General features: G+C 42.8%; 17 protein-coding genes. 14 read left to right on the top strand and 3 right to left on the bottom strand.

The window, feature by feature from the left end; genetic code table 11:
* The 12 genes from VIN08_RS16990 to VIN08_RS16935 form a co-directional block, all read left to right on the top strand.
* Positions 1-138: DUF4272 domain-containing protein (locus VIN08_RS16990; protein WP_331967445.1), on the top strand; the 138-nt coding region annotated here is incomplete at its 5' end.
* Between the two features lie 325 nt (positions 139-463).
* A complete protein-coding gene (locus tag VIN08_RS16985) occupies positions 464-4,474 on the top strand; it encodes a PKD domain-containing protein (protein WP_331967443.1) in 4,011 nt (1,336 codons plus the stop codon).
* Positions 4,475-4,488: 14 nt separating this feature from the next.
* On the top strand, positions 4,489-4,896 hold the full coding sequence (locus tag VIN08_RS16980) for a hypothetical protein (protein WP_331967441.1): 408 nt from the start codon (positions 4,489-4,491) through the stop codon (positions 4,894-4,896).
* A 30-nt stretch (positions 4,897-4,926) separates the two neighbouring features.
* On the top strand, positions 4,927-11,295 hold the full coding sequence (locus tag VIN08_RS16975) for a DUF6443 domain-containing protein (RefSeq protein WP_331967439.1): 6,369 nt from the start codon (positions 4,927-4,929) through the stop codon (positions 11,293-11,295).
* Positions 11,295-11,789, top strand: a complete 495-nt coding sequence (locus VIN08_RS16970) for a hypothetical protein (RefSeq protein WP_331967437.1) — start codon at positions 11,295-11,297, stop codon at positions 11,787-11,789. Before VIN08_RS16975 ends, VIN08_RS16970 begins: the two co-directional genes overlap by 1 nt.
* 212 nt (positions 11,790-12,001) lie before the next feature.
* Entirely contained in the window at positions 12,002-12,628 is a 627-nt protein-coding gene (locus tag VIN08_RS16965) for a hypothetical protein (protein WP_331967435.1), read from the top strand.
* 164 nt (positions 12,629-12,792) lie between these two features.
* Positions 12,793-14,412: an RHS repeat-associated core domain-containing protein gene (locus VIN08_RS16960; RefSeq protein WP_331967433.1), complete on the top strand. Its 1,620-nt coding sequence runs from the start codon at positions 12,793-12,795 to the stop codon at positions 14,410-14,412.
* Positions 14,413-14,427: 15 nt separating this feature from the next.
* Positions 14,428-15,168, top strand: coding sequence for a hypothetical protein (locus VIN08_RS16955; protein ID WP_331967431.1), 741 nt, complete (start codon positions 14,428-14,430; stop codon positions 15,166-15,168).
* A gap of 61 nt (positions 15,169-15,229) precedes the next feature.
* Positions 15,230-15,775 carry an RHS repeat-associated core domain-containing protein gene (locus tag VIN08_RS16950; protein WP_331967429.1) on the top strand — a complete coding sequence of 182 codons (546 nt, stop codon included), beginning with the start codon at positions 15,230-15,232 and terminating at the stop codon, positions 15,773-15,775.
* 81 nt (positions 15,776-15,856) lie between these two features.
* Positions 15,857-16,549 carry a hypothetical protein gene (locus tag VIN08_RS16945; RefSeq protein WP_331967427.1) on the top strand — a complete coding sequence of 231 codons (693 nt, stop codon included), beginning with the start codon at positions 15,857-15,859 and terminating at the stop codon, positions 16,547-16,549.
* Between the two features lie 205 nt (positions 16,550-16,754).
* On the top strand, positions 16,755-17,435 hold the full coding sequence (locus VIN08_RS16940; protein WP_331967426.1) for a hypothetical protein: 681 nt from the start codon (positions 16,755-16,757) through the stop codon (positions 17,433-17,435).
* A gap of 9 nt (positions 17,436-17,444) precedes the next feature.
* On the top strand, positions 17,445-17,927 hold the full coding sequence (locus VIN08_RS16935; protein WP_331967424.1) for a hypothetical protein: 483 nt from the start codon (positions 17,445-17,447) through the stop codon (positions 17,925-17,927).
* Between the two features lie 85 nt (positions 17,928-18,012).
* Here the strand turns inward: VIN08_RS16935 and VIN08_RS16930 are convergent, their stop codons facing one another.
* Both VIN08_RS16930 and VIN08_RS16925 read right to left on the bottom strand, forming a co-directional pair.
* A complete protein-coding gene (locus tag VIN08_RS16930; RefSeq protein ID WP_331967422.1) occupies positions 18,013-18,810 on the bottom strand; it encodes an SDR family NAD(P)-dependent oxidoreductase in 798 nt (265 codons plus the stop codon).
* A gap of 43 nt (positions 18,811-18,853) precedes the next feature.
* Positions 18,854-19,663, bottom strand: coding sequence for an AraC family transcriptional regulator (locus VIN08_RS16925; RefSeq protein ID WP_331967420.1), 810 nt, complete (start codon positions 19,661-19,663; stop codon positions 18,854-18,856).
* 190 nt (positions 19,664-19,853) lie between these two features.
* On the opposite strand from VIN08_RS16925, the gene VIN08_RS16920 reads away from it, so the two are divergent.
* Together VIN08_RS16920 and VIN08_RS16915 are read left to right on the top strand one after the other, a co-directional pair.
* Positions 19,854-20,282 carry a MarR family winged helix-turn-helix transcriptional regulator gene (locus tag VIN08_RS16920; protein WP_331967418.1) on the top strand — a complete coding sequence of 143 codons (429 nt, stop codon included), beginning with the start codon at positions 19,854-19,856 and terminating at the stop codon, positions 20,280-20,282.
* A gap of 48 nt (positions 20,283-20,330) precedes the next feature.
* Entirely contained in the window at positions 20,331-21,227 is an 897-nt protein-coding gene (locus tag VIN08_RS16915; protein ID WP_331967416.1) for an NAD(P)H-binding protein, read from the top strand.
* A 168-nt stretch (positions 21,228-21,395) separates the two neighbouring features.
* Here the strand turns inward: VIN08_RS16915 and VIN08_RS16910 are convergent, their stop codons facing one another.
* The gene (locus VIN08_RS16910; RefSeq protein WP_331967414.1) at positions 21,396-21,848 is read right to left on the bottom strand and encodes a hypothetical protein; all 453 of its coding nucleotides are present in this window, start codon (positions 21,846-21,848) and stop codon (positions 21,396-21,398) included.
* Positions 21,849-22,484 lie beyond the last annotated feature (636 nt).

Here is a 22,484-nt window from a genome sequence, read left to right as displayed (position 1 = left end):
GCTTGCGTAGATGCACGCATCAACCAACGACCGATCGAAGAAGTACACCCCAGTGTAGTATACGAACGACATTATGCTCTGAACTGGCTGATAAATTATATGGACCAGCCGTGGGACGATGTTAGTTGTGATACATAGTATTTGGAGAGTCGCGGATTAGACAGGTATCGGGGTAGTAATGTAATGGTTAAGTTCCTGATACCTGTAATTTTTTTTACTGTCAGTATAAATCAGGGTATATATTTGGCTCATCGTTAGGTATATAGCACTGGTCTTTCCTCTATATATCTTAAAAATTCCTTTAAGCGCTAACGTGTTCTGTATAATTTATTCGCCCCTTTTTATAGCGTGGCAAAAAATATAGTATGTTAGCACCCGAAAGCCCAACTCGTGCGACTCATTTTATAATGAGCTCGGCAGTAGGGCTTTTTTTATAGTATAGATAAATCCTAACCTGTAGTAGATGAAAAAATTCTCCTGCGTTGCGCTGTTTTTTCAATTTTTTATTTTTAATGCATTCTCTCAAGGCGAAATCCCGGTAAATATGTATACCGGTTCTCCCGGTATATTTATAGATCTATATACACTGAGCGATGGTGATCTTCAGGAGCCATTAAAGCTTATATATAATGTAAACGATGTAAACCTGGGTGGTTCGCATGCGTATGGTATAGGGTGGGATCTTGCGTCAGCGAATCAAATGGTTTCGCGTGAGGTGAGAGGACTTCCGGATGACTTTATCGGTACAGGAGGTGACACACGAAAAGGCTGGCTTTACAATAGCAATGCTTCTTATGTCACCACGTTTGGTAATTCGTCTGACCTGAGTGCATCTACTTGTACAGACGAACAGGCTGATCAGACTTTTATTAATAACCTCGGGTATATACGCGACACCGAGCCAGACTTCTTCAGCTATTCGGTAGGAGGATACTCGGGGCATTTTGTTTTTGGTAATGATGGCGCTGTCAACCTGGTGCCGTACCAGGATATACGCATTGTGCCAACCTACCGAAGTGCTCCTTCGGATATGACGATTACCGGGTGGACGATTACAACCAATAAAGGCGTAATATATACTTTGAATGAAGCCGGCAATGTTACCAGAACTGTAACAAAATCCGGCAGTTACTCGCAGGATGGAGCCGATCAAACAGCGCTCAGTCTTTTGGAGCGCGACTATCAGCTATACAAACAAGCCGTGAGCTATGCTCCTAACTGGATGCTTAGCAATGTGTTGTCGCCTGCCGGAGCCAGTATAACCTATACCTATACCTCAAAAATTACGACAGGATCTGATACACGCGAGGCAAAAATATTTGATGCTTCGTGGAATCTGGGCGGAGGAGAAGTAATTGGTAAACTGAACTACTGGCTCATGGTGGAATCGGCAACCACTACAGCCAAAGTACTCTCAACCATTACTACTTCTTCCGGTATATATGCTACCTGCGATCGTAACGCTGGTATAAAAATCTTTGACCCGGTCCGGTCTTCTCCCAATTTTAAAACATTCTCTTTACAATATTCTTCCGGTTTCCTCATTTCTGTTCAGGAGTCGGATGGCGGTGGCTGTACCAAAATGCCGCCCTATACGCTATACTATACCAACCAAAGCGCTTATCCTTCCGGAGGTACATCCAGTATTGATTTCTGGGGATTTTATAATGGCGCCAGGAATACCACACTCACTACCGGCGGACAATCGCCAACCTTTCTGCCAACCATTTATATATACCCTGACGAACCGGCTAATGAACGATACAGACTCTATCCTATACCATCGTATTCCGGAACGAAGGTAACACTGGATGGTGATGCCAATCGCATGCCGGATGCCAACGCAATTGTAACCGGAACTTTATCGCGACTGGTATATCCGGGCGGGGGAGAAATGGATTTGCAGTTTGAAGCAAATAAATATTATGATGCACGAGCCGGTAAAGATCAGTTGGGTGGCGGTGTGCGAATAAAGAATGTAGTCTACTACGATGGTGTTAATCCAACCGCGAACATTACAAAAGTATTCTCCTATGTTCGTGCGGACGGATTTTCTTCCGGCCGCTTGATCAGCCGACCTTCGTTTGCTTTACCTGTTTGGCAAAACGTTACACCTACCTGGGGAAATAATGGACTCTACCCGGGATATACTAAATCCTATAGCTCGTATACAAACACCACAGCAAAATGGCGTGGCCTTACAGTGGTGACGAGTTTTGATGTAAGCGCACAAGACTATACCCAGGGATCAAGCGTAGGCTATAGCCGCGTAACCGTGTCGCGACCGGGCAGTGGTAAAGCTATCGTTGATTTTGCTGCCCCCGCTGCATATGGCGATGCTGCCACCGGTGCAACGGCTACGGACTGGACGCCTACGGTTACAAAATTTGCGCGCCCGTCAAACTGTCCTTCCATGAATATTATACCACAGGGAGAAGCTGGCGGTTATGCACTTTTTCCACAGGTATACTATGACTATGAACGCGGCCTGTTACAAACCAAGTCGGAGTATAATGAAGCCGGAACACTGGTTCGACTCACGCAGAATACCTATCAGTATGTATATAAATCCGGGTCGCAGCCCGTCAATGTAATTGCCTTGGCATACGATAAGTTTGCCAACAGCACCGATGCTATATACCTGTATGGTCGTTATGTGCTGCTCACGGGCGTAAACAAAGTTCTCGCTACAGAAACGATCACAACATACGATGAGAACAACGCTGCCAAACATGTAACCTCCAGTACAAACTATATTTATGGAAGTGCATACCATAAGCTGGTGAGCCGGGTAAACAAGACAGCGCCCGATGGAACGATCTATGGTACATTGTTTAAATATACTCCTGATTACCCGGTAAGTGCACCGGCCGATGTATCGATGCAAATGATACAGGCGTTGCAAACGGCTAACCGAACAGCAACCGTTATCGAGCAGATCAGCACGATACAATTACCGGGCGGAAGTGAAAAAACGACCGGGGCTGCCCTCGTGAAATTTGAACCCTATACCTATAACAAACCGCTGATCCGGTACCAGATGGCATTCCGGCCACAGGCACCCGTCAGTGATTTTACAGTATCCGGTGTGAGTAACAATACATTTACCAACGATTCGCGCTATGAAACGGTCGGAACGATTAACGAATACAACACCCGCGATTTTGCATTGAGTTCTACCGGCGAAGACCGCATTACAACGGGTACCCTATGGGGCTATAATAATCGTGTGCCCGTAGCGAAGTTCAGCAATGCACAAACGGCTAACATTGGTTTCTCGGATTTTGAAACTACTACGGGAGCGGAGTTTACAGCAGCCAACGCATATTATGGAAGCGGGCGTACCGGTATAAATGCGATCCATCCGTACGCAACGCTTACGCGAACCATTGCCAAACCAGCTGCCGCTAATTATTACCTGTTGTCGTTCTGGTTAAAGAACCAGGCCAGCACCAGTATAACACTCCAGGTGCGATTGAAAGATAGCAATGGCACGGTGCTGTCTTCGAATAATTATACCTATACATTGAACAGCGCAAATTATCAGTACTTTACACAGCGCATCAATGTATCGTCCATGCCGGCAACATTTACCATTGAAGTGCAGGGGCAATCGCTTACGCAGCCTTCGGCTTCGTCATCAACCTTACTGCCTGCGCTGGATGATATAGGCTTCTACCCGGATTATGCTGCGATCTCTACCGCTACATACGATATGCCTTTTGGCGTAAACTCGGCAACCGATCCTTCCGGCATGACAGCCTATACTACGTATGATGCACTGGGCCGTGCGAAATGGATCCTGGACCAGGATCGGAATATACGCCAGCGATATACCTATACTATGACGGGCCAGGTATTGCCTCAACTCATAGCCAATATCATTGATAAAACAGCGCCTTACTATAAAAACAACTCCATCCAGTTTATAGCCGATAATAACAGTTGTATCAGTGGTGAAATGTATTCCTGGGATTTTGGTGATGGCAATGGCTTCTCCACTCCGAACACAAGCAATACTTCGCCGGCACATCTATACTCTGAAGTAGGTAATTACTCGGTAGTTGTACGGGTAACACATCCTGATTTTTCAACCGTATCCTATACCTTGAATTTTACGATCGGGTTAGCGCCCCTGCAAACTACTATCTGCGGCAGCGGTGTAGAGAATTTTGTGAACGGTGTTGTTACCAGCAGCTTTACCTGCTTTACCAATACCATGGCCGATAACTGGGTAGCGTTTAAAGTAAATTCCGTTACCAATTCGTATGGCTATGCCATTACCAATTACCAATGGAAGAAGCGCATTGTAGGAACAACCACGTGGAATACTACAGGCTCCAATGTGGATACACTTCCTTTTCAAAAGATTGATATAAACAGCCAGAGCTTTGATATCATGTGTACCATTACCGATAGCCAGGGCCGAACCGCTGATTCCGATATTCTTACCGTGACCATTACCAATAATTAATTGACAAGCGCTTCATGAGATCAACTATATATACATTTCTCTTCCTGGCTATATCATGGGCCGGGTATAGCCAGAATATACTGCAGGATAATTTGCAATGGAACTCGGTAAAGGCCAGCGATAATCTCAATCACGGAGATATAGTCTATACCTGCAGCTTTCGCACCAATGCCGATCAATCGGTAGACTGGGTGCAAAGCGGCAGAAGTTATCATTATACTGTAACCAGTACTTCCGGCACATGGACCTCTGTAACAGAAGACGGAGAAGTAACCTACCAGGTATCGGCAGGCAGCGCACTCACCGGCAGCTTTACCTTTTCACGAAGTGGCGGCAGCATTACGATTCATCTGAAGACCCGAACGGATGGAGTAACCGATCTCGATCTCCTGTTTTCTATCTCCGATGTTCAAGTTCAATAAATGGTCAGTATAGTCAGAGACATTTCACGAATGAAAAATATATACCTCACCGCTTTTTTCTGTTTTACCTTTCTCGTTATAAAGGCGCAGTCTATTGTAGGGCCGGCAAAGGTCGGGCTCAATTCAGTACACACGTATTCCTATACCAACGGGTCTGTTATTCAAAGTCCGAAGTGGACTTTTACCAAAGGCACCATAACCACCTCCGTCTCCGGAACAACGTACTATGCGAATGTTACCGCTACCTCTACCGGTGCCGGTACATTAACGTTGCAAGACATTAACGGAACAATTACAACCTATACGATCACCGTTAACAGTTGTTCTGCAATCACGGCTCCCGTAGTAAACAATGGCAGTCACTGCGGGCCGGGTGCTGTTACATTATCAACCACTACTTTACCCAGCGGGTATCTTCCGCGCTGGTATAACACAGCAACGCCTAACCTCATTGCCGCTACCGGTGACGACAACACGTTTACAACGCCAAGCCTATCCGCCACTACTACTTACTATGCAGCCTTTGTGCAGAACACAACAGGTTGCGAGAGCAGTAAAGTAACAGCCACAGCCACTATATTAACCCCCCCCACATCCAATGCAGGTGCCGATCAGACAGGTGCTGCTACGTGTGGTTTAACCAGTGTTACGTTAGGTGCTACCGGAACCGGTAGCTGGACCGTTGTAAGCGGCACGGGCGGATCGTTTGGCAGTACAACCAATGCTGCATCTTCCTTTAGCGGTACTGCCGGATCTTCGTACGTGTTACGGTGGACTGTATCAGACGGTACCTGTACCGGTACAGATGATGTTGCCATTACACTCAATCAAAATCCTACAGCACCCAATGCCGGTGCCGACCAGGTGGGTGCATCAACCTGCGGATTAACCAGCGTAAGTCTGTCGGCCAACACACCTGCACTCGGAACGGGTATGTGGGTAATTGGTAGTGATTGTAGCGCGGGTGGTTCGCTCGGCAATGCTTCCAGCGCGAGTACAACCTTTACCGGTCTTGCTGGTGGAGCTTATTGTGTAGTATGGAAAACAACGTATGGGGTATGCGTACTGAACGATGAAATGCTGGTAACGTTTAACAAGATCCCCAGTGCATCCAATGCCGGTACAGATATAGCCGGAGCTGCTACGTGTGGTATGAGCAGCGTAACACTGGCCGGTAATAGTCCTGCTATAGGAACCGGTATCTGGAGTATAGCGAGTGGCACCGGTGGTTCGTTCTCCAATGCAGGAAGTCCGACAGCAACCTTTACCGGTACAGAAGGAAATACCTATGCATTGCGTTGGACGATCAGCAACGGACCGTGTGCTGTATCAACCGATGATGTTACCGTTCAGCTCAGTAAAAATCCGACAACGGCCAATGCAGGAGCAGACCTGACCGGTGCTGCCACGTGCGGGCTTACAGGCATTGCACTGGCCGGTAATACACCGAGTGCCGGAACGGGTAGCTGGACCGTTGTAAGCGGCACAGGCGGATCATTCAGCAGTGCTTCCAGTGCGGCCTCAACCTTCAGCGGTACAGCAGGCGCAGCCTATACCTTGCGCTGGACGATCGCGAATAGTCCGTGCCCGGCATCCACCGATGATGTAAATGTTACTTTTAACCTGACACCCAATGCTGCTGTAGCTACGGCCAGTCAAACAATCTGCTCCGGCAGCACTGCGAGTTTTTCGATCACGAATCCGAACAATGTATCCGGTACTAATTTTTCGTGGACAACCGATTCTTTCAATGCAGCGATCACACCCTCTACTACCAGTCCGGGAAATAGTATAGCAGGCTCCTATAGCAATGCAGATGAAGTAAATGCCGGAACCGTAACCTATACCATTACACCCTATACCAGTGCCTGTACAGGAACACCCGTTACAGCCACGGTAAACATCAACAATATACCTACGCAACCTAACCCCAGCACCAACCTGGCCTATGGCCACAGCGCTGCGTTGTTTAAGATACTGGTGCCTTCCGGACTGCAGGCACAATGGTATCTTTTTGATAATTCACCGACACCATTAAGCACAGGCGACACCTATCAGAATACAGCCTTCGATGATCCGGATGCATACTATATATCCTTTAAAGATATAGCGACACTCTGCGAATCGCCCAGAGTGCCGATCATGGCTACACGCGTTTCGGTTATTTCGCCTGTGAGTGTAACAAAAGAAGTTATTCGCGTGCAGGGCCAAACGTATGACGGTGCCATTGATCAACTGAACAACACATTGCAGAAAGCTGTTACCGTTTCGTATATGGATGGGCTATCGCGCACCATACAGGTAATCGCAAAAAAAGCGAGTGCGCAGCAAAATGATCTCGTACAGCCGGTAGAGTACGATGCCTACGGAAGAGCTTCCAAAACCTATTTACCCTATACCATCAGCAACACCACAGGTTTCCAGGAAAATTACCCGATCGATCAGTCCGCATTCTATACTACAGCCAACGACAAAGTAGCGAACGATAACTTTGCATTTGCCAATACAGCGTATGAAGCTTCTCCGCTGGGCCGGCCGTTGGAACAGGGAAGTGTCGGGCAGGATTTTCAGTTGGGAACCGGTCACACCACAACAGCAACCTATAGCTACAATGCGATAGCAGTAAGCAGTGATGAAGTATATAAATTTACGGCCGACCCGCTCGCTATAGGAACCGGCAACGACCAGCACTATGCCGATAATACGCTGGTGCGTACACAAACAACCGATGCCAACGGCCACAAGACTATCACCTTTACCGATGCACTCGGCCGCACGCTGGCCAGCAAGCAGCAACTGGATGGAACCATTAACAGTACAACCGTAGATTACCTCGCCACCTACTATATATATGACGACCTGAACCACCTGCGCTATATCGTGCCGCCCGGTGGTATAGCTGCGTGGAAAGCCAACAACTGGGTAGTTACACAAGCGATACTCGACCAGCACTTTCACCAGTTTGTATACGACAGCCGCGGACGACTCACGCAAAAGAAAACTCCCGGGCAGGACTGGCTATACTATGGCTATGATAAACTGAACAGGCTGGTGCTGATGCAGGACGCTAACCTGCGCCCTTCTAACAAGTGGGCTTTTGTAAAGTATGATATACAGGGCCGTGCGGTAATGACCGGACTCTATACCAACACCACCGCTACGACTCTCAGCGCTATACAATCTTTATTGGATGCACAGTATAGCGGCAGCACTATATATTATGAAACACGCGGCACTACACTCTATGGCTATACCAACCAAAGCTTCCCGACTACCAACGCCAGCGGCTCTGCATTGGAAGTGCTGAATGTAAATTACTTTGACGATTACGATTTTGATAACAACGGCACAGCAGACTATACCTACGATGCCGCGCATCTTTCCGGTTTACCAACAACTGCTACTCCCTATACCCGCGGGCAAGCCACCGGAAACCGCAGACTGATTTTAGGAAGCACCAACTGGCTGATCGCGGCTGTGTTTTATGATAACTTCGGAAGGACTATACAAACACAAACCAATAACCACCTGAACCTTACAACCATTGACAAGAGCAGTGTAGTATATGATTTTGAAGGGAAGGTAACACAGACCAAAAACGATCACAACGGAGGCGGAGCCAACGCAGTGGCTATTGTACAAACACCGGTATACGATGCGCTGGGCAAACACATTAGTGGTATAAAGCACAATATCAATGGTGGAACAGACCGGCTTGTAGCGCAATATGAATTTAATGAACTCGGCCAGATCGTAACCAAACAACTGCATAACACCGGTGGCTCAGCCTTTTTACAGAATGTAGATTACCGTTACAATGTTAACGGCCAGCTCACCACCATTAACAATGCACAGCTTACCGATGATGGTGGTGTAACCAACCACGATACCAACGATTACTTTGGTATGGAACTGCTCTATAATACCAGCGATGCTTCCGGGTTGGGAAACACGCCCCTGTACAATGGCAACGTAAGTGCCGTGAAGTGGAAAGGTATAGATAACACCAGTGCAGCCAGCGGCCAGCGCAGCTATACCTATAGCTACGATAAAACCGACAAACTTCAGGCTGCTGCCTTTAAGCAATACGGAACTACCGCCTGGAACCAGGAGCAGAACACGTTGAATGAAAGTATAGATTATGATTATAACGGAAATATACTGCACCTGCAACGCAACCAGAACCAGCGCGGCCTGAGTGGCACCACGGTAACCAGCACGGCACAGCTTATCGATAACCTTACCTATACCTATAACAACGGCAACCAGCTCACCAAAGTAACGGATGCTACAGCACGCTCAGCCGGCTTTAGCGATGGTGCCAACGCCACTACAGAGTATAGCTACGATGCCCACGGCAACGTAACGAGCGATCAGAATAAAGGTATATCGGCCATTACCTACAACGTGCTGGGACTCGCACAACAGATAACCTTTACCGATGGCCGCACTATCAGCTATACCTATGATGCCAACGGTAATAAACTAAAGATGACCGCCACGGTAAACAGCACCACTACCGTAACCGATTATGTGCATGGCTTTGTTTATACCAATAATACCATGAGCTATTTCGGCTCTCCGGAGGGTCGCATTGTAAAGAACGGAAGTAACTATGAATATCAATATGCTATAGCCGATCATCAGGGAAATACACGGGTAGTGTTCAGTTCCGTAACCCCGGCTGCTTCTGCACCAACCGCTACTTTTGAAGGTGATAGCAATGACGGCACTTCGCAGTATCTCAATGTGAATGCTTCTAATGTTGTATCGTTCGGAAGTGCCAATCATACATCTGGTGGAAGCAAGGTAATTCGTGTGAATCAAACCTATAAAACCGGTCCGGCCAGAAGTATACATGTATATCCTGGAGATCAGGTTGATATTGAAGTGTGGGAATACCACGAGGGTACCAGCGGTTTTGGTACGACCAGCACACCACTTAATACACTCATTACCAATATAGCGGGAGCCTTTGGAGGTGTAAGCGGTGCCGCAGGTGAAAGTGGTACTATATATAATGGCGTGAATGCAGCCATAACAGCATTTAACACCGGGGGCAATCAGGGCGACTCGCGGCCTGCTGCATACCTGAACTATATATTATTTGATAAAAATTATAATGTTCTGGATGCCGGCTGGCAGTTGGCTCCGAATACTACCTTTACAAAACAAAAACTCTCTTTCCCGACAAAGTTAATCAAGACAGAAGGCTATATATATACCTGGCTCAGCTATGACGATGATTCAAATAACTTTGTATATTTTGACGACTTTACGGTAACGCATACAAAAACAAGCGTGATCCAGTATAATGAATATTATCCCTTCGGTTTACAAACCGCTGATTCGTGGACACGCGACAACTCTTCGAATAACTTCTTATACAATGAAGGTTCCGAGCTGAATCAAACAAGTGGATTTTATGATTTACCTTTCAGAAATTATGATGCATCGTTAGGCAGATTTTTCCAGGTAGATCCATTATCTTATCAGGACAATGCAACTTCGCCATTTGCCTATGCGGGTAACAACCCCGTTGTATTTACTGATCCGAGTGGTTTGATGTTCTCATCGTTGGGTCTCTCTGATTCCCAGTTGCGTATGCTATACCGGAGAGATATGGCAAGTTATTTGAATTACGATGATTGGGCTTCACAGAATGTAATTGAGTATGCAGCAGGAAAAGGTTTTGATGCAGGGGGTACTGGTAATATGTTCGGAAGATGGGAGATAACGGGTGTATATATGAAAGGCGGCCGAAAACCACGCTACGAACCAGATGGTACAGGCGACCCGGAGTATGGTTTCACCTGGACATATATACCGGGAACAGGTCGATCACCGTTTGATCAAGTAAAGAGCGGCCCTGCAGAAACAAGCGGAGGTAAGCCGCAAGGGAATTGGGGAGGCACTCGCCCTCCTGGAAGCATTTCTTTTATCTATACTTACAGATCTGAGATGAATATACCCATTGTAGAATTTGCCAGAACGCGCATTAACCATTCACAATCTACATTGACTGAACGGGAAGATGGAAGTCTTCATCTCGAGATTCATATCGATATATTATTTAGTGTGAGATACTTTGAAAATCCAGATTTCTTGTTGGCTAATCCAGATATCGAGTATGAAATCACCGCACATGAATTGGTGCATGGATTGCAACTTGAAACAATAATTGAAGAAATGAATTTTCTTGATGCAGTAAGTACTGATGAGCGTTCAGGAGATGATTTAAAAAATTATTTTTATTCCCTATTGGATTTCGTTGATCTTATGTTGGAGGACAATAAGGATAAAGAGAGAGATGCTAATGAGAGATCTTCTCAATTTTTGCCTCCAGATTATGATATGAAGTATAATAATGGTAAAGTTGAAATAAAGCTAAAATGGTAATGAAAACGTTCCGAATAATTATTCTATTGACTCCACTTTTATTTACTAGTAGAAGCCTATTAGCACAAGTAAAAGAACCATCAAAAAGATCAAATTGCTGGATGGGATTTGATATAAATTTAAATCGCTATGCGGACTCATTAAATTTTATAACTAATCCAAAACAATTACCTGTTTTCTTAGGTGATTACTTGTTCGATTGGAAGCATAGGGATCATCTATACCCTTGCTTAACGGATGATCCTGATGAGTTGATTTCGATGAGAAAGATAATTTTGTCGAGAGTACTCAGAGAAGATGTCTTGGAGTGGATTATTTCGAATAAGAATACTAATTACGATAAACTATATATACCCGAAGAAGTAAAGAAACTCTTTCAAAATGACATATATTCTGTTTTTCCTGTTATACCCTATATGAAATACACGACTCGCGATTTGGCTAGGATTCGTCTGGAGGAAATAAAAAAGCTTAAAAAAGCAATTAGAAAATAAAGTGGTACTTGAAATCTTCTCTCTTTTACGTAAGTTCTTATTCTTTGTAATGATCGTTTTGGCCTATTCCTGTTCTTCACAAGGACTTCAATAGAAGATGAACAATCTATAGGTCTTTATTCCGGGACGTCAGTTCTGTTATTGTGTTTAAGAGGAGATAAGAGTTATACGTACTCAATTAAGGAATCGGGTGATCTATGATAAACTAGAATATGACTTATTTAAAGTTTCTATCAATAGTTCTATTTGTGTCGTTGAGGCCACCAGCCCTAACGCAAAATATTCAGATCCAAGTAAAACAGGATGATTTCAATCACATCCCAAAAAGTGATCAAAGGATGTCCATTGTGCTTGATTGCAAGAATAATGGTGATAGTAATTTACTACTGTATGCTATAGGGAGTCACTTGGTTCAAAATCTTGTTACTGAAGAGCGAGTGTGTGATTTGACACGTGTCGGAGCCGGATTAGCTTTAATGGTTTTTAATGAAAACCACGAGCGAAAGTATCCTATTTTCAGAGTTCACGATTCAACTCTTGATGTGCCGCAGACAGAAGAGCAACTCGAAAAATTGCTTGATCAAGGACGAGAGCAATTACTTGATGGGACTAGAGTAGTCAAGGTTCGGGGCGATATTTCGGTACACTGGAATATAGATCTAAGCAACTTTAATCTTAAAGAGGGGAGATATTATTTTAAGCTAATCTACTTTTCTGGAGAAGGGATTTGGAAAAATCGTATTGGAGAAACACAGATAAAGCAGGATATGAAAATCTATAACGCGGATCTCTACCAAGGTTGCGCTATCTCAAACATAGTTCACTTCGTTATAGAGTAATTCTCTGACAGAGTCAAGTATTTTCAATATCCCATGCGATTCCATTATCTCCATTCCCACTAAACTGATAATTCGGCAATATTAATAGAACACTTATCAGAAGAGGGTATAGTAAGTACGCCATTTTTTTATATGGACCTCTGCTCAACGGTGGGTATAGTGGCGTGGTAGGTCTTGCCAAGAGCTATAAAGTATATTCGGGCGACCAGGTAAAGATCGATGCGTATGCGATGTTCAGAAATCTCTCCAGCAATGAAAGTCAGCTTTCCGGTTTTGCTTCTGCATTGTTAAGTGCCTTTGGCCTCTCGGCCCCGGTAGCAGGAGAAACAGGTACAGCCGCAGCCGGTTTGCAGACATGGGGCGCACTCGCAGCCGGTGGATATGGCGATGGCAGCAACGATAATACCGATCCGAAAGCCTTTGTCAATATTATACTCTTCGATAAGAATTATAATTTCTTAGATATAGCTTATGCACAACTGACAGGCTCCGAAGGAAGCTATACCTTGCTCTCTGCTAATTATACAGTAAAAGAAGAGGGATATGCCTATATGTATATCTCCAACGAAAACTCCACAGCGGTAGATGTATACTTCGATGATATAACCATGACGTATACACCGACTAATGTTATACAGTATAATGAGTATTACCCCTTCGGTTTACAAACCGCTGATTCGTGGACACGCGACAACTCTTCGAACAACTTCTTATACAATGAAGGATCTGAGTTAAATCAAACAAGCGGATTTTATGATTTGCCTTTCAGGAATTATGATGCATCGTTAGGAAGATTTTTCCAGGTAGATCCATTATCTTATCAGGACAATGCTACTTCTCCATTTGCCTATGCGGGTAACAATCCCGTTGTGTTTACTGATCCGAGTGGGTTGATGTTCTCATCTACGGGTCTCTCTGATTATCAATTGCGTATGCTATACCGCAGAGATATGGCCAGCTATTTGAATTATGACGACTGGGCTTCGCAGAATGTAATTGAGTATGCAGCAGGAAAAGGTTTTGATGCAGGGGGTACTGGTAATATGTGGGGAAGTTGGTCAAGCAGACCTATATTAGGGTACATAGAAGGACGTAAACCGCGATATGAATCTGATGGCTATAACTATCAGGAAATAGGAATTGTAGGATATGAGTGGTATTATACTCCGGGAACAGGTCGATCACCATTTGAGCAAGTAAAGAGCGGTCCTGCAGAAACAAGTGGAGGTAAGCCGCAAGGAAATTGGGGAGGAAGTGGCTCTCCGACAGGAGGGCCTCCAATAATTTTCATAAATTTCGCAGTGACACCGCATGGCTTCAATAAACAGGAATACTTTGACCAGCTTCAGCAGAAACTGGTGGAGAACGGGTTCAATCCCAATGTTCAAGTGAAGCAGTATAGCATGTCGGATAGATTATCAGCGTGGTGGAATAATTCTCCCACTGCGACAATAAGTATTTCAAATTATCACACAGGCGATCCAATTGATGCGGGGGCTTTCTCTCATCTCAATGATCCTAATTCAATCATAATTTACAACGGGTTGAATCCACTTTCTATTAGAGCCGTGGTGGCAACGTGGGCTTATGTAAATACAACTTTGCATGAAATTGGCCACGCTTTTTTTGGATTCACTCATGATGCAGAGGGAAATACAACCGGTGATCCAACTGTTATGGATTATGACTATCAATATGCTCAAGGAATGGGATTTAATCTTAGAGAAAAAGAGCAGGTGGCTAATAACAGCATTTGGGGAAATGGATCGTGGGGCAAACCGTAACATTTAAAAAAGAATATGACAATAAAACAGAAAAGATTTTTAACAGCATCCATAGCGATCACACTTTTCATCTCATGGATACTACTGAGACCTGTTAAGTCAATAGAATTCAAAATTTTTAAAGCTTACGATAAGCATAATGCTATTTTAAAGCTGGTAAAAATTATACCAGCATCGTACAGAAATAGATTTGACATTGAAGAAATCGAAAGCCGTGGAGAAGACCTGGTGGTCTTAAATGTAACGGACAAATTGAGTCCCACGCATGCAAACTTTGTTATTCTTCGTAAGCAGGGAGAAGATATATTTTTAAAAGCTTACCCATTTATGTTTAAGGACGGGCGGGAGCAAACCGGTGACTTTAAAAATCAAGACGCAAAATTTATTGATGTTAAAGCATTCAATCTCTATCTATCAGTGGACGAACACACGATAGAAGAAGTTAAATACAAGTATTGTTACTTCTTATCGTCATTGAAAGACAATAGCTCGTTTCTTATTCTATCTAAGCCGGAAGAAATTGATTCCTTGAAAAGTGCGCGCAAGGACATGACTAGTTTCTTAAAACACTTCCCGAGTTATGAATTGTTGAACAAAGAGCAGATCGAATTTCCACAATCAAATAATGAGATTGTTTGTTGGTTTATGAATAAGGGTGTTGTGAGATTTAAATTCTATTTCAATCCTGACAAATCAGTAAAACAAGTTGAAAGCGAAGTGATTGGATTTCTAGGAATAGAAGCCCCTTCAGTATAAACGTGCTCGAAATGTTTTCAATTTTCTTATCTCGCAATGGATTTCTACGGCCGCAGCCGGTTTGCAGACATGGGGGGCACTCGCAGCCGGTGGATATGGCGATGGCAGCAACGATAATACTGATCCGAAAGCTTTTGTAAATATTATACTCTTTGATAAGAATTATAATTTCCTCGATGTAGCCTATGCCCAACTTGCAGGAACAGAAGGAAACTATGTGCTACTTTCAACAAATTATACTGTTAAGAAAGAAGGATATGCTTTCCTATATATCTCTAACGAGAATGCGACAGCGGTTGATGTATACTTCGATGATATTACGATGACGTATACACCTACCAATGTTATACAATATAATGAGTATTACCCGTTCGGTTTACAAACTGCTGACTCGTGGACACGCGACAACTCTTCGAATAAGTTTTTATATAATGAAGGATCTGAGTTAAATCAGACAAGTGGATTTTATGATTTACCTTTCAGAAACTATGATGCTTCGTTGGGTAGATTCTTCCAGGTAGATCCATTATCTTATCAGGACAATGCAACTTCGCCTTTTGCCTATGCGGTAACAACCCCGTTGTATTTACTGATCCGAGTGGTTTGATGTTCTCATCGTTGGGTCTCTCTGATTACCAATTGCGCACGCTGTACGAATTGTATATTATGCCAACTAAATTTTTCTTCTATGGATTGTGTCGATATAATAGAATATTCAACATTTCAAAAGCTGTTGGCAGATCATCACAAAGATCCAATGAGAGACTTCGACTATCAGATGGAAACCAACCATGCCTTCATCTATAAGTTAAATACTGGGCAAATCGTATTATTCCCGTCTTTCCCTAGTGCCGATCCACCAAAGTGCTTGGTCTTTCGCGATCAAGGATGTTTTGATGCATACGTCTCAGAGGATCGCTTTCCAATTGAAAACTATGATAAGCAATTAGAAGATCACGACACGAATAGATTGAAAAACATTGGGTCAAACATCAGCTACTACCAAGGGTATCTCAACAACCGCTACAAATTCAATTTTATTGAATTGAATAGAGAAACCATACAGAGTTACTACTTGAAAGTGTCGAAAGACGAACCGGGATATCCTTTAACAGTTATTGCGCTTGGAGCTCTTATGGGTGAGCAACTAAGAATTGAGTTAAATGGAAAGTGGGTGATTAAAAAGAATTATGGACCATATAATCCTTACTATTCACCGCTAGTAAGGTCAGATGACAAGGTCTTTCCGGTTTACGATAAGCTTTACTCAATGATAGAGAGTAAAGCCAAAGATTCATCTGGATTTTTCGACAGGCGTTTTTTTGGTTCGATACCCTTAAAGGTATTTGAAGATGCAGGGGTAAGGTTGATTGAACTGTAGAAGATAAAAACGGCACTTCTGCTACGTATGCCTATTGCCAGTGGCACTAATCCTTTTAAATAATATAAAATGAATAGCGGTAATAAAGGAATCACGTGATTTATTACCTTTCAGAGCGGCCTATGCAACTGGGTAAATTATGAATGCTCGCCAGAAGGTTTATAGTGCATATCCGGAATGGTTAAAAGCATCAGAATCTTAAAATATGAAATACTACATTTTGTCACATAGGTCTGTCCATAAAGGACAAAGCGGTGAAGGGATGGGTAGCACCTATGACTTAAGCAATGCATGTAAAAGTTGTGGAACGGGTGCAGTGCTTATAGGGAAACTATATACTAAAGGTTTGAAAAATGCCACTAATGATTGTCTATATACATTGGATGGAGATAACATTATCTCTAAAAAACTGTATGAGACCATAATAAAAAATGGTGCGATAGTTAATGATGTGTCCTTAGTGTCGGATGGAAAAGGGCAGGAGCTGCCTCTTTTTTGTGTAAATCCTAAGTTATCCTTCCCGAGGATGCAACCCTTTTCACAAGGGCTAACTATAGAAGGTCAATGTCCTGTTTGTAAACAGAATGATTTCTTTAATGATGTAATTATAGGAAACCTTGAGAAAGGAATACAAACATATATAGTGCCATTAAAATTTCATTACAATGGCGTTGATAGTAATTTTTTAAATCAATCTGATATTTTTCATACTTGGGAATGTATGGGACTATCCAATATTAAAGCTGAGGGGAATAGAGTTATTAGATATGCAAGGCCCCTTTTGATAGTTAGTGAAAGGATTAAGGAAGTCTTTGAAAACTTTAAGATAAAGAAGGTGCTCTTCGATGAAATAACAATATGTAATGGCCCAGTTGAGTTACAGTAGATGTATGTTATGAAAATACTGATAGGTTCATTGTTGTTTATTTGCAGCATCTCATCTGAATTTAGAGATCAAAATACTTTTGACATTGAAAACACAATATGGAAGATTGAAAAGATCGAATCTGACTCAATGAAATATGTGTTTAATGTTGCAAGTGATAGCTGTTTTAAAATCAAATTTCTAAAATTAAAAAAAGAGAAACGTGGTTATAGAGGCATGTTTTCTATATCCAGTAATGTAAGGGATAGCAATTCTCCATATTTTGTACAGCCTCCTTATCAAGGGTTTTATTTTCTTACAGGCACTACAGAAAATTATATAGAATTGGGTTGGATAAGCCACAGAAGTTACAATCCAAATTTTACTAGAGGCAACTTAGGAAGAGTAATCTATAACGCTTTTTGGATAGGCAACGGTTCTTTTACATTTGAGAATAATAAGCTTATAATTTCCTCCGGTGATGGAATTGTACTTACGCTGGTAAAAGCGTGACTTGCAGTCTCTTTAGGAATGAGTTAAAATGAAGCATCGATAAGTTATGCGAAAAATATTTATCGATGCTTCTATATATAGTTTACTAAACAGATCGAACCGTACCGCCATCAACGCGTATCAGGGCACCACTGATATAGTCTGCATAGGGACTTGCCAGGTATGAAACGGCAGCTGCAATTTCTTCGGGGCGACCGAATCTTCCGGCATCATTGGGAACAAGTTCTTTTACTGCGTTTCGTTCAATTTCTGGCAGTGTATTTCCCCACTCGTTTTTAGGTGCTGCGCTTAGTAGCCACTTCTCTACGGAGTCGTTCATAATGGCACCCGGTGAAATAACATTGGATGTTATACCCGTATCTTTAAGTTCTCTTGCTAATGAAACAGAGAGATTATGTCGGGCGGCTAACGTTGCGTTATAGTGCGGTTGATCTTTAATCGGTTGTATTCCCAGTCCACCGCCTATATGAATCATGCGTCCCCATTTATTCTTTTTCATTTGGGGCAACAGGCGTTGTATCATTCGCACATACGAAACTACGTTGGTATTATATACTTCCATCCAGTCGGCTGCTGTAGTGGTTGTCCATGATTTGTGTTCATAAAACCCCGCATTGTTTACGAGTATATCGATCGAACCATTTTTTAGTGCAGCGACAGCAACAGCATCAGCGCCTTCATCCGTAGTTAAATCACCAATAGCAATGTCGGCTATACCACCGGCTTTGATGATCGATTCAGCAACCTGGCGGGTGCGTTCTGCGTTACGTCCATGCACGATTACATATACACCTTCGGCAGCAAGCATTTTTACAATAGCTTCACCAAGTCCTGAACTTGAGCCGGTTACCAGGGCTCTCTTTCCTTTTAATTGTAAATCCATAATTATATTCTTTTTGAAATTGACTGTTCTCGTTTATAGTCTTCTATCCCCTGGTTGGCGCTGTTCCGAAAGCTTTCTTATAGGCAAAAGAAAAATGGGAGAGATCCAGAAAGCCGAGGTCAAGGTATATTTCAGAAGGGCGTTTATTCTTTTTTGCAATCAGGTAATGTGCTTCTTCAAGTCTTTTCTGAACAAGCCACTTGCCTGGTGTGGTGTTGAATAATTTTTCAAAGTCTCTCTTAAATCCCGAGAGACTTCGACCGGTGAGAAAGGCAAAACGATCGATGCCTACATTATACCGGTAATGTGTATTCATAAAAGCTTCTAGGTTTATTTTTCCCGGATCGCTGAAATCAAACAACATCTCTTTCAGCGCAGGGTTTGTTTCAAGCAGCAGGAGTATCAGCTCTTTCGCTTTTAATAAAACTATTTTTTCGTTGCGCTCATTTTTGCTGTTGATATAGGGCATGAGTGAATCTATATACCTTTCAAGGTACTGATTGCGTTTTAACAGCAGTATGTCGTTCCCGATGTAGGGAGTGTCAGCGGTCAGGCCATGTTCATGGCTTATTTCTTTCAGGGTGTTCTGGTCAATATATACCGCGATAGATTTGAAACCTTCCTGTGCGGGCCTCTTGCTATATTTTGTCAACTGATTTCTTCGGAAGAACCGATAATCACCAGCCTGAAACGAATATAGTTTATCTCCGACCCACGTATCATGCGTACCGGAAATTATATAGCTGAAGATATGATCAGATACAAAGGCTTCACCTTCCATGTTGTTACCGGTGTAGTGATTGAACCGGATCTTCGGTTGCGACAAGCCCTTCTTATTATTCACGTCTTTCATAAACTGCTAACCATTGTAGTAATTACCGATACAAAGGTCGGCAGTGAAGCAATAGGGGTCTTTGTTGTAAAGTTCAATTTGATTTGTTCAAAAGTTCAGACGCACATGTCTTCTGCGTTGAGGAGAGTTGTTTTATAAATTCTCTGTGATGTTTGTATATGCAAGTATCGGGTTGTAATTTTACTCTGATTTGAAAAAGTTAGAGAACGAATACCGGAAGTGCCTGTATTTTTCGGCCAATGCACTGGCGCGGAAAACGGAGAAGCTGGCACAGGAGAGTTGGAGTAAGGTTGATCTTACGCCCAGTCATGGGTATTTACTGATGTTGGTAATTGAGCAGCCGGGCATTCAGCCTACGTTGATCGCGTCTTGCTTGCATCTTACACCCAGCACGGTAACAAGACTCATTTTAAAACTGGAGAGTAAAAAACTTTTATACCGTACCACCGAAGGTAAAATTACCAATGTATACCCTACCACCAAGGGTAATAATCTATTGCCGAAACTACAGGCTTGCCAGCGGGAGTTCTTTGCTAATTATGCAGCTATACTCGGTGCACAGGAGAGTACACGCCTGGCATTGAATATGGTTGATGTTGCCGATAGATTGAAGGACTGAATTTTTTTTGTACTCATATTTGTATATACAAACATAAACCACAATACCATGAATTATGTAATAACAGGCGGAGCGGGTAATATCTCAGCCCCGTTGATCAGGAGCCTTCTGGCTGCCGGCAAGCGTGTTACCGTAATAGGAAGAAACGCAGACAACCTGAAGGAACTCACACAAGCCGGTGCAACTGCGGCTATCGGATCGGTAGAAGATGTAGTATTTCTCACAAAGACTTTCAAGGAAGCCGATGCTATCTATACCATGATACCTCCGAAGTGGGATGCTGACCAGTGGAAGAAGTATATCGGTAGTATAGGTGAGAACTTTGCGGCAGCGATCAAGGGCTCGAAGGTTAAGCATGTGGTAAACCTGAGCAGTGTAGGAGCACACATGCCAGACGGATGCGGACCTGTTAGCGGACTATACCTGGCAGAGCGCGCCTTGAATACACTTCAAGGAGTAAATATACTACATCTTCGTCCTGCGTATTTTTATCAGAACCTGTTGTCTAATATAGGGCTGATCAAACATGCCGGTATTATGGGCGGTAATTTTTCCATTGGCAATAATCAGTTCCCGATCGTTGATCCATCGGATATAGCGGCTGTAGCTTTTGAAGAACTTATCTCGTTGAAATTTACCGGCCATAGTGTACGCTATATTGCCAGTGACGAAATTTCTACGGATGCCATTGCTCAAACGATTGGTAGTGCTATTGGCAAGCCGGATCTGAAGTGGGTGCAATTCCCGGATGATCAGGCACAGCAGGGGATGTTGCAGGCAGGCTTGTCAAAAGAAGTTGCTGTAAATTATACCGAGATGGGGAATGCGCTCCATACGGGTAAAATGACAGAGGACTATTGGAAAAACCGCCCGGCAGCATTTGGGAAAGTAAAGCTTGGTGATTTTGCCAGGGTGTTTGCTGCTATATATGCCGCATCGAAATAAATAATTTAGAATTAACGGAAAGATTACAATTCGTTGTAATCTTTCTGATTACTATAGTTAGTATATTCAGAAGACCCTTTGTAATTCATTATGCAGTAGTAGTTCCACGCCCCGGTTCCATCAATAATTTTTTTTGCCATGCCTCGTGAAAGAAATACTGTTGTGAGCTTAATTTTCTTTCAGACCTTTTTTTAACTGTTCTATTTTTTTGATCAGGCTGTCAAGTTTTATTACACTCGAATCATTCTTAAGTTTTTGCAGCGATCGGTTGATGCTGTCGAAGTGATGTAATACTTTTTTGGAAGCACGGTAGGTGAACATCATTACGCGCAATGTAGTATCGGGTATTCCGGTTTTATTTCGTAATGCATACGGAGTTTCCAGAAGATTTTTGATTTTGATCGCGTTCGTGTCGCCTTCGTTTATTCGTTCGTGAAGTATAGATTGAATGTTGCTGTTCGATTGATAGTACGCTCGCATCGAATCGTAATCTGCCTCTGTATAGGTTAATGTATCCAGCGCTTTGCGTAATTCATTTTCTTTTTTGTCGGAAGATGTAGTGCAGGCAGAAGCAAATATTAGAGTATAGACGATATAGAGGGAGAGGTATCTTGCTTTCATATAGATACTACCGGAATTTATTTTGCTGGCAGATGTGTTTCAGGAAAGATAATAAAAAAAGCAGATTTTCTTTCGCCTAAAGTACTCTCTGCTTTTGTTTTCTTCCTTGGCAAGAAGATGGAGTAATAACAAGTCAAAAGTATGTAATGGAAGGAGTAATTATCAAGAATGTGTAGTAAAAAAATTAAAAGAAATTTTCTGTTGAGCGTTCGTTTACGATTTCCTTCATCATAACTTTTATTTAACATGATTTTTTTTGAAATGTATAGATCGAAAAGAAACAACGTTGCGTGAAATTTTTTTTGATATAAAAAAATCAGGTGCATATCTATTGCTATGTCAAACAGTTACGAAAAACATTCCATGCAAACTTTTGATCGCTTTCCTGAAAAAATTTAATCTTTAGAATTAACTGGTGACTGATATGCACGAATAGTAAATTGCTTTATAAATTTTTGATCCTGTGGAAACATCAAGCAATTTTTTAACGATATCTACTGCTGATTTCAACATGCGTGAGTTGAAACCTTCCATGCACCAGGTGATAGATTGGGTTCGGGAATGTCGTAATAGCAAAATAAAATTATTCGGTGATAAGCAGGCGGTTGCAGGTTTTTTTCATGACCACTTTCATGC

Source organism: Ohtaekwangia sp. (genome assembly GCF_036568665.1).
Lineage (GTDB): Bacteria > Bacteroidota > Bacteroidia > Cytophagales > Cyclobacteriaceae > Ohtaekwangia.
The sequence above is the reverse complement of the archived record's forward strand: the minus strand, read 5'-3'. Positions and strand labels throughout refer to the sequence as shown.